Annotated in this window: 12 protein-coding genes; 8 read left to right on the plus strand and 4 right to left on the minus strand. The window is 69.5% G+C overall.

The window, feature by feature from the left end; all coding sequences use genetic code 11:
- The 5 genes from ACK59X_RS29465 to ACK59X_RS29485 form a co-directional block, all read left to right on the plus strand.
- Positions 1-219, plus strand: a 219-nt coding sequence (locus ACK59X_RS29465) for an isocitrate dehydrogenase kinase/phosphatase-domain containing protein (protein ID WP_409962173.1), incomplete at its 5' end; no start/stop codon positions are given.
- A 43-nt stretch (positions 220-262) separates the two neighbouring features.
- Complete coding sequence (locus ACK59X_RS29470) at positions 263-1456, plus strand: acetyl-CoA C-acyltransferase (RefSeq protein WP_409962175.1); 1194 nt, start codon at positions 263-265, stop codon at positions 1454-1456.
- Positions 1457-1513: 57 nt separating this feature from the next.
- On the plus strand, positions 1514-2554 hold the full coding sequence (locus ACK59X_RS29475; RefSeq protein ID WP_409962178.1) for a DUF695 domain-containing protein: 1041 nt from the start codon (positions 1514-1516) through the stop codon (positions 2552-2554).
- Between the two features lie 34 nt (positions 2555-2588).
- Complete coding sequence (locus ACK59X_RS29480; protein WP_409962180.1) at positions 2589-3257, plus strand: SDR family oxidoreductase; 669 nt, start codon at positions 2589-2591, stop codon at positions 3255-3257.
- 47 nt (positions 3258-3304) lie between these two features.
- Positions 3305-4435, plus strand: a complete 1131-nt coding sequence (locus tag ACK59X_RS29485; protein ID WP_409962182.1) for an acyl-CoA dehydrogenase family protein — start codon at positions 3305-3307, stop codon at positions 4433-4435.
- Positions 4436-4448: 13 nt separating this feature from the next.
- Here the strand turns inward: ACK59X_RS29485 and ACK59X_RS29490 are convergent, their stop codons facing one another.
- Genes ACK59X_RS29490 through ACK59X_RS29500 form a run of 3 tightly spaced genes read right to left on the minus strand, consistent with a single transcriptional unit; the run spans position 4449 to position 8744 of the window.
- Entirely contained in the window at positions 4449-6227 is a 1779-nt protein-coding gene (locus tag ACK59X_RS29490) for an ATP-binding protein (protein WP_409962184.1), read from the minus strand.
- A 19-nt stretch (positions 6228-6246) separates the two neighbouring features.
- Positions 6247-8076, minus strand: coding sequence for an ATP-binding protein (locus ACK59X_RS29495; protein WP_409962186.1), 1830 nt, complete (start codon positions 8074-8076; stop codon positions 6247-6249).
- Complete coding sequence (locus ACK59X_RS29500) at positions 8076-8744, minus strand: LuxR C-terminal-related transcriptional regulator (RefSeq protein WP_409962188.1); 669 nt, start codon at positions 8742-8744, stop codon at positions 8076-8078. Before ACK59X_RS29500 ends, ACK59X_RS29495 begins: the two co-directional genes overlap by 1 nt.
- A gap of 305 nt (positions 8745-9049) precedes the next feature.
- Between ACK59X_RS29500 and ACK59X_RS29505 the strand changes: the two genes are divergently transcribed.
- Positions 9050-10216, plus strand: coding sequence for a hypothetical protein (locus ACK59X_RS29505; protein ID WP_409962189.1), 1167 nt, complete (start codon positions 9050-9052; stop codon positions 10214-10216).
- Positions 10217-10226: 10 nt separating this feature from the next.
- Here the strand turns inward: ACK59X_RS29505 and ACK59X_RS29510 are convergent, their stop codons facing one another.
- Positions 10227-10706 (minus strand): DUF421 domain-containing protein, encoded by a 480-nt coding sequence (locus ACK59X_RS29510; RefSeq protein WP_409962191.1) that lies wholly within the window; start codon positions 10704-10706, stop codon positions 10227-10229.
- 114 nt (positions 10707-10820) lie between these two features.
- Between ACK59X_RS29510 and ACK59X_RS29515 the strand changes: the two genes are divergently transcribed.
- On the plus strand, positions 10821-11528 hold the full coding sequence (locus ACK59X_RS29515; protein ID WP_409962193.1) for a DUF4197 domain-containing protein: 708 nt from the start codon (positions 10821-10823) through the stop codon (positions 11526-11528).
- 13 nt (positions 11529-11541) lie between these two features.
- Positions 11542-11866: YchJ family protein (locus ACK59X_RS29520; protein WP_409962195.1), on the plus strand; the 325-nt coding region annotated here is incomplete at its 3' end.

An 11866-nucleotide genomic window follows, 5' to 3' on the forward strand; every position in this document is an offset into this window, starting at 1 on the left:
GTCTGGTACCCCGTGGGCCCGCGCGATGTCTTCCCCGAGACCTTCGCCCCCTTCCTGCTGGGCAACGACGCCGTGCGCGCCGTGTTCATGCAGCACCACGCCGACCTGCTCGACGCCGCCTTCTGGCAGTCGCACAAGGAGCGCATCCAGGCCGGCCATGTGTACGACGTGTTCCCGTATGACACGGACCGGCGCTTCCTCGCCCGGCCGCGCGATTGATTTCCCTTCTATCCCTAGCCAACCCACTGCAGGAGACATTGCCATGAGCAACCAAGCCCAAGACCCCATCGTCATCGTCGGCGCCGCACGCACCCCCATGGGCTCGCTGCAGGGCGACTTCTCCAGCCTGGCTGCCCATGACCTGGGCGGCGCCGCGATCAAGGCCGCGCTGGAGCGTGCCGGCGTGCAGCCCGATGCCGTGGGCGAAGTGCTGTTCGGCAACTGCCTGATGGCCGGCCAGGGCCAGGCCCCGGCGCGCCAGGCGGCCTTCAAGGGCGGCCTGCCCAAGGGCGCGGGCGCGGTCACCCTGTCCAAGATGTGCGGCTCGGGCATGAAGGCCGCGATGATGGCGCACGACATGCTGCTGGCCGGCACGCACGAGGTCATGGTGGCCGGCGGCATGGAGAGCATGACCAATGCCCCCTACCTGCTGCAGAAGGGCCGCGGCGGCTACCGCCTGGGCCATGACCGCATCTTCGACCACATGATGCTCGACGGCCTGGAAGACGCCTACGAACCCGGCCGCTCCATGGGCACTTTCGGCGAGGACTGCGCGGCCAAGTACCAGTTCACGCGCGAGCAGCAGGACGCGTTTGCCACCGCCAGCGTGCAGCGCGCCAAGGCCGCCACCGAGTCGGGTGCCTTCGCGGCCGAGATCGTGCCCGTCACCGTCAAGACCCGCACGGGCGAGACCGTGGTGTCGGTGGACGAAGGCCCGGGCAAGGTCAAGCTCGAAAAGATCGCCACCCTGAAGCCCGCCTTCAAGAAGGACGGAACCATCACCGCCGCATCGAGCTCCAGCATCAACGATGGCGCCGCCGCTCTGGTGATGATGCGCGAATCCACCGCGAAGAAGCTGGGTGCCAAGCCGATTGCCCGCGTGGTGAGCCACGCCACGCACGCGCAGGAGCCCGAATGGTTCGCCACCGCGCCGCTGGGCGCCACGCAGAAGGCGCTGGCCAAGGCCGGCTGGGCCGTGGGCGACGTGCAGCTGTGGGAGATCAACGAGGCCTTCGCCGTGGTGCCCATGGCCCTGATGAAGGAGCTCGACCTGCCGCACGACAAGGTCAACGTGAACGGCGGCGCCTGTGCCCTGGGCCACCCCATCGGCGCCAGCGGTGCGCGCATCCTGGTCACGCTGATCCATGCCTTGCAAGCCCGCGGCCTGACCAAGGGCCTGGCCACGCTGTGCATCGGTGGCGGCGAAGCTACGGCCATGGCCATCGAATTGGCCTGATTCCGGCCAACAATAGCGGCCTTGCCACCACCATCCTCCGCACCGGAGCCTGCCGCCATGCACGCCACCCCTGCCGCCGTCACCGCCTTCTGGCGCGAGTTCGCCGACACCGAGTCTGCCTTGCACGCCCTGCCGCTGCGCGAACGGGTGGAGGAGAGCAATGCCCTGCTGGAGCGGCACCTGGAAGGCCTGGCGCTGGAGATGTCCGGCGGCGATGGGGATGCGGTGGTCGACCTGATCGTCACCGCCCATGGCAGCATCGAGTGCTTCCCCCTGCTCATGCAGGTGGTGGCGGCCGCGCCCAAGCAGCTGCGGCACCACCGGGTGAGCGCCTTTCGCGAGCGCACAGAGCAGCCGGACTTTCCCATTGGCATGGACGGCTTCGAGCTGTCCACCTCCGAGGTGTTGATCGCGCTGGGCCAGGACGACGGGCAGGCGGCGCTGGAGATCCGGTTCGCCCGCGAGATCCCCCAGGATTTTCAGGACCACGCGCGCAATATGGCCTTCATCATGATCGACCATGTGCTGGGCGAATACGACTTTGCCGTGAAGGTCGGCGCCGTGGACTTCGTGGAGGAATCCATGGACCCCGGTGCCGAGTGGACGCCCCTGTCGCTGCTGCCGCCCGTGTTCGACCGCTACTGGACCGGGGTGTTGGGGCGCACCGGCGAGTTCCCGACCGGCGAGCACGACTGGGACGGCATGACGCTGGCCTTTGGCGGCGCCGATGGCGATGCGGGTGAGCCTGGGGACGAGGCCATCGTGATGATCAACCGCAGTGCCAACCCGGTCGCCATGCGGGCCGACCTGGCGTATGCGCTCACGCTGGACCTGGCCGTGAACGATGGCGACGAGCTCGACGCCGTGCGCGACCTGCAGGACCAGGCCGCCACCCTGCTGGAGCTGCCGCAGCTGGGCATTCTGGCCTACACCATGACCCGGGCCGGGCGCCGCAAGGCGGTGTATTACGTGGGCGACGAGCCCATGGCCCGCCAGGTGCTGGCGCCGCTGTTGTTGCGGGAGGCCGCGGCTTCGCTCGAAATTTCCTCCACCTTCGATCCCGCCTGGTCGGGCTACTTTGAGTTCGCCGTCCACTGACGGCTTGTCGACACCACACACGGATCTCCTTTTCATGGCCACCATCCTCATCATCGGCGCATCGCGCGGCATCGGCCTGGAGCTGGTGCGCCAGGACACGGACGCGGGCGAGCGGGTGATCGCGACCGCGCGCGACGACGACGGGCGCGCGCGCCTGCAGGCGCTGGGCGCGCAGGTGCTCACCGTGGACGTGGCCAATCCCGCCAGCGTGAGCGGCCTGGCCTGGCTGCTCGACGGCGAGAAGATCGACCTGGCCCTGTACGTGGCCGGTGTGATCCGCCGGCCCAATGCCCTCACACCGCCCACGCAGCAGGACTTCGACGCCGTGATGCATACCAATGTGCTGGGTGCCATGCAGGCCCTGCCGCAGGTGGCGCCCATGGTGACCGATGCCGGTGGGGTGTTCGCTTTCGTGTCCAGTTCCATGTCCCAGATCGGCAGCGTGGACGACAGCGAATCCTGGCTGTACCGCACCAGCAAGGCCGCCCTCAACATGGCCGTGGCTGCGGCACAGCACGACTATCCGGGCGCCATCCTGATCACCATCGACCCCGGCTGGGTGCAGACCGACATGGGCGGCGGCGAAGCGCCCCTTTCGGTGCAGGAGAGCGTGCAGGGCATGCGCGCCACCCTGGCGGGCGTGACCGCGGCCGACAAGGGACGCTTGCTGCACCACGACGGCAGGCGCGCGGCGCACTGGTAGCCCCTTCTTTCAACAACGAACCCCCAAGAGATTCCGGAGACAAGCCCATGCTGCTGACCCAAGACCAGGAAATGATCCGCGACGCGGTGCGCGACTTCGCGCAGGCCGAGCTGTGGCCCCACGCCGCGCGCTGGGACAAGGAGCACCATTTTCCCCAAGAGGCGCACCAGGGCCTGGCCGCGCTGGGCGCCTATGGCATCTGCGTGCCCGAGGAGTTTGGCGGCGCCAACCTCGACTACCTCACGCTCGCCCTGGTGCTCGAAGAGATCGCTGCCGGAGACGGCGGCACCAGCACCGCCATCAGCGTGACCAACTGCCCCGTCAACGCCATCCTCATGCGCTATGGCAACGCGCAGCAGAAGAAGGACTGGCTCACGCCCCTGGCCCAGGGCCGCATGCTGGGCGCCTTCTGCCTGACCGAGCCGCATGTGGGCTCGGACGCATCGGCGCTGCGCACCACGGCCGTGCGCGAGGGCGACGGATACGTGATCAACGGCATCAAGCAGTTCATCACCAGCGGCAAGAACGGCAACGTGGCCATCGTCATCGCCGTGACCGACAAGGGCGCGGGCAAGAAGGGCATGAGTGCCTTCCTCGTGCCCACCGACAACCCCGGCTACGTGGTGGCACGGCTCGAAGACAAGCTGGGGCAGCACAGCAGCGACACGGCGCAGATCAATTTTGACAACTGCCGCATTCCGGCCGAGAACCTGATCGGTGCCGAGGGCGAGGGCTACAAGATCGCCCTGGGCGCGCTCGAAGGCGGGCGCATCGGCATCGCCGCGCAGAGCGTGGGCATGGCGCGCAGCGCTTTCGAGGCGGCGCTGGCCTACTCCAAGGAGCGCGAAAGCTTCGGCACCGCCATCTTCAATCACCAGGCGGTGGGCTTTCGCCTGGCCGACTGCGCGACGCAGATCGAGGCCGCGCGCCAGCTCATCTGGCATGCGGCCGCGCTGCGCGACGCCGGGCGCCCCTGCCTCAGGGAAGCGGCCATGGCCAAGCTGTTCGCCAGCGAGATGGCCGAGCGCGTGTGCAGCGCCGCCATCCAGACCCTGGGCGGCTACGGCGTGGTCAACGACTTCCCGGTGGAGCGCATCTACCGCGACGTGCGCGTGTGCCAGATCTACGAAGGCACGAGCGACGTGCAGAAGATCATCATCCAAAGAGCTTTGGCCTGAGGGGCCAGGGCGCTCAGGCGCCCGGCTGCCGCAGCCACTGCGCGAGCAGGGCGTGCAGCGTGTCGGCGTCGACCGGCTTGCGCAGCACCAGGTAGCCTTGGGCGTCGGCCTCCTGCAGTTCGGGGGCGTCGAATTCGCCGCTGACCATGGCGCCGTGGGCGTCGGGGCAGCGCTCCAGCAGCGCCAGCAGCACCTCGAAGCCGCTTTCGCCCGAGCGCAGCCGCTGGTCGCACAGGATGGCCTGCGGCGTGAACCCGGCTTCGATGTGGGCAAAGGCCTCGGCCGCATTGGAGGCCAGGCGGACTTCCACCTCCCAGGTGCCGAGCAGGGCCGCCCAGGCGCCCAGCACATGCGGGTCGTCGTCGAGCACCAGGCAGCGCCCCGGCAGCGGGCCGTGCTGCCCCTGTGCGTCCAGTGGTGCCCACTGCGCCAAGGGGGGCGCTTCGGCGGCGGGCAGCTCGACCCAGAAGCACGAGCCCCTGCCGAGCCGGGACTGGAGGCCCTGCCGGGCACCCATCAGCGCCACGCAGCGTGCCACCACGGCCAGCCCCAGGCCGTGGCCGCTGCGGTGCAGCTGCCATGCATGGTGGGGGCGGTAGAAGGCCTGGTAGATCTGGCCCTGCTCTTCCAGGGCGACCCCGACCCCCGTATCCCAGACCTCGATGCGCCAGTGCCCGCCGCGCCGCCGTGCACCCACCAGCACGCCGCCGTGCGGTGTGTAGCGCAGTGCGTTGTGCACCAGGTTGGCCAGCGACTGCCGCGCCAGCGCCGGGTCGGCCAGCACGGTGGCGTGGGCCGGCGGCCGGTGCAGCCGCAGGGCCAGGCGGCGCGCGCCCGCCTCGGCGGCGAACTGGGTGTGGATGTCGTCGAACAGCCCGTGCAGCGACAGCGCGGCGGGCCGCAGCTCCACGGCGCCCGACTCGATGCGCGACAGGTCCAGCAGGGCATCGAACATGTGGCTCACCGAGCGCATGCTCAGCCGCCACTGCGTGAGCAGCCCCTCCAGCCGCGGGATGTCCTTGCCGTGCAGGGCGATGGCCTCGGCCAGCAGGCCCATGGCGTGCACGGGCTGGCGCAGGTCGTGCGCGGCGGTGCTCAGGAAGCGGTTCTTCTCCGCCAGCGCCATCTCGGCCGCGCTGCTGGCCTGGCGGTAGCGCTCGGCCAGGTCCCGGCTGTGCTCTTCGAGCGCCACCTGGCGCACGAAGAAGCGGTGCGAGTGGATGGCGCTGCGGTAGATCACCACCATCATCACCAGGGCGATGGGCAGGGTGAAGTACCAGTGGCTCTTGAAAGCCCAGGGCATCAGCACGAGGCTGCCGCCCATGCCGAAGAAGAAGGCGCGGTAGACTGCCCATGAGGCCGACATCTGGGCGGCGAGGACGGCTACCGTGCCCATCAGGGCGGCATACACCAGCAGCATGAAGTCATAGCTGGCACTGCCCATGGACAATGCCACGGCCGATGCCAGCGCCACGCCATGGGCCAGTGCCAGCCGCTGCACCCGGGGCTGCCAGGTGGCAAGCAGATCGGCGGGCGGGTGTTCGAGCTGCTCGCGCCGGTAGCGGCGCAGCAGGTGCCATGCATACCACAGGGCTGGCAGGTACAGCGCGCCCCCGATGAAAAAGCCCCGGGGGTCGCCACCGAGCCAGGCCAGCAGCCCGCCGAACAGGAAGCCCATGGCGGGCATGGCCGCCATGCTCAGCCGCAGGCGCGCGAAGGCGGCACTCAGCAGGCGCAGTTGGCCTGCGTCGCTGGGTATGGGGGTATCGGGGGCGGGCGCTGGCCTGTCCATGTGCAATGCGTGCGCCCGGTCAGTGGGCGTGTTGGGGCGCCAGCCACTGGGCCAGCACGGCATGCAGCTTGACCACGTCGAGCGGCTTGGGCAGCACCAGGTAGCCCTCGCCCTCGGCTTCCAGCAGCTCGGGCGAGCGCAGTTCGCCGCTGACCATGGCGCCGTAGGCGTCGGGGCAGTGTGCCATCAGCGCGCGCAGGATGTCGAAGCCGCTCTCGCCCGAGCGCAGGCGCTGGTCGCACAGGATGGCCTGCGGGGTGAAGCCCGCGCCCACCAGCGCCCAGGCCTCGCTGGCGCAACTGGCGCAGCGGGCGGTGATGCCCCAGGCCTGCAGCAGCGCGGCCCAGGCGCTCGCCACCTGCGGGTCGTCGTCGATGACCAGGCAGGTGCCCGACAGCGGGCCCAGGTCGGGGCGGCCGGTGCTTTCGCCCGCCTCCCATGCCACGCTGCTGGGGCGCGCGGTCAGAGAGGGGTGGCGCGTGACCGGGGTGGCCGCGGGCAGGTGCAGCCAGAAGCGCGAGCCCCGGCCCAGGCGCGATGCCAGTCCATAGTCGGCCCCCATGAGCTTGGCGCAGCGCGCCACCACGGCCAGGCCCAGGCCATGGCCGTTGTTGTCGATGTCCCAGGCGTGCTGCGGGCGGTAGAACGGGGCATAGATGCGCGGCTGGTCCTCCAGGGCCACGCCCACCCCGGTGTCCCAGACCTCGATTTGCCAGCCGCCACGGCGCCGGCGCGCGGTGAGCAGCACGCCGCCGTGCACGGTGTAGCGCAGTGCGTTGTGCACCAGGTTCACGACCGACTGGCGCAGCAGGTCGGCATCGGCCAGCACGGCGGCCGCGGGGCCCGGGGGGCGCACGCGCAACTGCAGCCCGCGCGTGCGCGCCTCCTCGCGGAACAGCGTGAGCACGTCGCCGAAGAGGGCATCCATGGCCACTGGCCCGGCCTGCACGGCCACATGGCCGCTTTCGATGCGCGAGAGATCCAGCAGCGCGTTGAACATGCGGTTGACCGAGTGCACGCTGCGCTGCAGGTCGGCCAGGGGCGCATACAGGCCGCTGTCGCGGTTGCGCCGCGCAATGGCCTCGGCCAGCAGGCCCATGGCGTGCACGGGTTGGCGCAGGTCGTGCGCGGCGGTGCTCAAGAAGCGGTTCTTTTCTTCCAGGGCCGCCTGGGCTTCATCACGGGCCGCCAGGTAGCGCGCCGCCATCTGTGCGCCGCGCTCTTCCAGCCGGATCTGCTGCACGAAGAAGCGGTGCGTCGTGTGTGCGTGGCGGTAGATGATCAGGCTGTGCAGCAGCGCCAGCGGCAGGACAAAATGCCAATGGTCCGGAAACAACCAGATCAGGAGGGGCAGCGATGCATTCCAGCCCGCCATGAACAAGCGCATGAACACGCTGAGCACGGGCGTCTGGAGCGTGGCATTGCCGACGATGATGGCGGCGTTGGTCACCAGCAGCAGCAAGGCGAAGTCGTAACTCGCATGGCCAGCCACGATGGCCATGGGCGCGGTGATGCCCGCGCCGTGCAGCAGCGCAAAGTGCTCGAGCCGGGGTTTCCACTTGCGTACCAGGGCATCCGCATCCAGGCGCCTGCGGTCGCGCAGGTGCATGCGGCGCTGCACGAACATCACCCCGGCGAAGAGGACGTAAAAGCAGCACCACGCCCACATCCACCGCGCGTCATGGGCCTGTGCGTAGAACAGTGTGAGCGTCAATGCCAGCAGCGGCAGCACGAAGATGCTGGTGAGCAGGAGGCGAAAAGTCATCTCCAGCAGGCGCGCCTGCCCCTCCATGCTGATGGGGGCGTCGTCGGACCCGTCGGCCGGTGGCGCTGCCGCAGGCGAGGCCATCAGCCTGCGGGCCCCGCCGCCAGCACCAGCCTGCGCCCGCGCAGCTGGGTGATGGCCTCGATGCGATTGCGTGCACCCAGGCGCTGCAGGATGGCGGTGACATGCTCCTTCACGGTGCTCTCCGACAGGGCCAGGTCCAGCGCGATGCGCTTGTTGGGCTGGCCGAGCAGCACCAGGGCCAGGATCTCGCCCTGTCGCGCGGACAGGCCCAGCTCGGCCGGGGTCACGGGCAGCTCGCGGCTGCGCAGGCCGCCGGACTGCACGCGCCCGGTCGGCACGAACCAGGTCAGGCCGCCCAGCAGCGCATGCACGGCCTGGGCAAAGGTGTTGGGGCTTTCCTGTTTGTGCAGGAAGCCGTGTGCGCCACCTGCGCGGGCGCGCTCGCTCACCAGCGGATCGTCGTCGCCGCTCATGACCACGATGGGCGTGTCCGGGCAGCGTGCCCGCAATTGCGCGATGAGGCCGAGCGCCGCTCCCTCCGCCAGCCAGAAATCGATGAGGGCGAGCGCGGGGGCTCCATGCAGCACCACCTGCTGCAGGCAGTCGGCCGCATCGGTGGCCAGCCGCACTTCCAGGTCGGGACGCAGCGAGCGCAGGAATTCCGCCACGCCGCGCGCGACCAGGGGGTGGTCGTCGAGGATGAGTGCGTAGGGGGGCGTGGTGTGCATTCGGTGGAGAGAAGAGGGGCCGGCGCGCGGCGCGGGTCGATTCTGCCAAGTGTTGCGCAGGCGGGCCGCCGCGCAAACCCTACCGAAGTAGGGGGTGCGCCAGTCCAGGGCCGCGAGGACTTCGGCCGCCGAGACGCATCCGCTACATCCTGATACGTCCTTCGCGGGTCTCCAGCCGTTGGTGGTGACCCGGGTCACCGGCAGTGGGCGCATGCCCGCCGGACACTCGCGTTACACCAACCAGGTGGGCCCCACAGGATGTGATTGCATGTCCGGAGTGCCTGCCATTTCGAGAGGAGCTTCCCATGCTGAATATCCCTGGCGCGCTGCGCTGTGAAGGACTTGCCGCCCGCAGGCCGCACCATGCCGCAAAGCGCTTGCTGATCGCCGCGGTGGTGAGCGTGCTCAGCGCTTGTGGCGGTGGGGGCGACAGCCCGGCAACGGGCAATGAAACCACCACGCCCACCACGCCTACTACGCCTACTACGCCTACCACGCCTACCACGCCTACCACGCCTACAAACCCGCCCGCAGAGGTGCGCTGGACCGTCGGCGGCACGGTGACGGGGCTGGCTGCGGGCCTGACGCTGGTGCTGCAGAACCAGGGCCTGGACGACTTCACGGTGGGCGCCAACGGCAGTTTCGTGATGGCCGCCAGTTGGCCCGCAGGCAGCCGCTATGACGTGGCCATCAAGACCCAGCCCGCCGGACAGCTGTGCACGGTGGCGAAAGGTTCGGGCACCCTGACCGCCGCGGTGACCGATGTCACCATCGCCTGCGAGACCCTGCCCGTTGCGATGTACACGCTGGGCGGCACGGTGAGCGGGTTGGCCACGGGGTCTTCGCTGGTATTGCACACCAGTGCGGGAGAGGACCTGGTGATTGCTGCGGACGGACGCTTCACCTTCACGACCCCCTTGCCCGGCGGGGCCGATTACACGGTGACCGCGAAGGGCGCGCCGGCCGCACAGCAATGTGCCGTGCGCAACGGGGTCGGCACCATGCCGTACACGCTCGTGGATACGCTCAGCGTGCGTTGCACGGTACCTGGCGCCTTGCCGCGGGGCTTGTGGGTGCAGGAAGCCTGCCAGCCACCTGGCCTGCTGGGCCCTTCCAGCCGCGTGGTCCTGCAGTTCGGTGAGGCCACCGCGGGATCTCTCAACTACAACAATGGGTGGGTGTATTACCCCAGCGAGGCATGTCCTGGCGAGGGCCGGTACAACTCGAGTTCCAAGATCACGGTCCGGACATTCAAGGTCGAGCGGACCGAAGGCTCGGCACAGTTCGCGGCGCACTGGGGCACCTCGGATCTGCTGCTGCCCTACCAGGAGCGCAAGGACGTGTGGGTGCGCAAGGAGGCACGCTTGTGCATCCTGGAGGGCGCAACGCAAGCGGCCTATCCCACGCTCGCCAGCCTGGAGCCAGCGGTCACCGCCGCCATCGCCGGCGGCAAGTGCTACACGCCGTACTGACCGGGGCCCTTCAACCCGCGCTGTCGCGCTTGCGCAGCACCACGGTGATCTGGCCGTTGGTCTCGATGGTGGCGCGCTCCACCTCGTGCAGGTGCAGGCAGCCGCCGGCGCGCAGCGCGGCCTCCAGATCGTCGGTGGACAGCAGTTCCTTGCGCATCAGGTCGGCGCGCACCTGGCCGTGCTCCACCAGCACGCGCGGGGTGCCGTCGATCAGCCGCTCCAGCCAGGGGGTGCGGTAGGTCAGGTGGGCCAGCACCACGTGGCAGGCGATCAGCGTGGTCGCCGAGATGAGCCCGCCGATAAGCGAGTTGTCGCCCGCATTCATTGAGTTCTGCACGGCGTTCGACAGGATCAGCAGCAGGATCAGGTCGAAGGGCGCGTACTGCCCCGTCTGGCGCTTGCCCGTGAGGCGCAGGAACACCAGCAGGAAGACATAGACCACCACCCCCCGCAGCACGAATTCCCACCACGGCACGCTCATTTCCCACATGGTTCAACTCCTCGGACATGGATGTCCATGGGTGCCAGTCTACGGTGCGCGCGCGTCGGCGAAAATCAGGCCCTGCGGTTCCTTGCGTTTGACCAGAGAAAGAAGTACCTCGCCATGCTGCGTCGCGAATTCCACCACCATGCCAGCGCGGGCGCGCTGGGCGCCTTGCTGCTGGCCGTTGCCAACCGTGCCCATGCCCTGACGCTGGCCGACCTGTCGGCCGCCGACACCTCGGGCGGGCTCAAGGCCTCCCTGTCCCAGGGGGTGCAGGCGGCCGTCGCCTCGCTCGGCCGGCCCGACGGCTTTCTGGGCAACCCCCGGGTGCGCATCGGCCTGCCCGGCCAGCTCGACGACGCCGCCAAGCTGCTGAAGTCGCTAGGCCAGGGCCGGCGCATCGACGAGCTTGTCACCTCCATCAACCGCGCCGCCGAGGCTGCCGTGCCGCTGGGCAAGGACCTGCTGGTGCAGGCCGTGCAGAACATGACCGTGACCGACGCCCGCAGCATCCTGACGGGTGGCGACACCTCGGTGACGGCCTTCTTCGCGGAGAAGACGCGGGCCCCCCTGGGCGAACGCTTCCTGCCCGTGGTGAACCAGGCCACGGAGAAGGTCGGCGTGGCGCAGAAGTACAACGCGTTCGCGGGCAAGGCAGCCAGCTTCGGCTTGCTCAAGGCCGAGGACGCGCACCTTGCGCAGTACGTCACCGGGCGCACGCTCGATGGGCTGTACCTCATGATCGGCGAGGAAGAGCGGGCGATCCGCCAGAACCCGGCCGCTGCGGGCAGTGCCCTGGCCAGGAAGGTCTTCGGCGCAATCCGCTGAAGAGGATTTGCCCGTGGCATCTTCCGACACCATTGCCTGCCCTTGCGGCCAGCTCAACGCGCGCCAGAAGCCCCTGGCCTACGCCGACTGCTGTGGTCGTTATGTGGAGCACTTCGACACCACGCCCGCGCCCGATGCGCAACACCTCATGCGCTCGCGCTACAGCGCCTTCGTGCGCGAGCGGGCCGACTACCTGCAGGCCACCTGGCACCCGCGCACGCGGCCTGCCGATCTCGACTGCGACCCCGCCACGCGCTGGCTGGGCCGGTCGGTGCGCAGCCCGCGCCGCACGGGCGAGGCCACGGCCGCGGGCGGGTTCGTCGCGCGCGACCGCGGGG

Source organism: Acidovorax sp. (assembly GCF_046339755.1).
Lineage (GTDB): Bacteria > Pseudomonadota > Gammaproteobacteria > Burkholderiales > Burkholderiaceae_C > Acidovorax.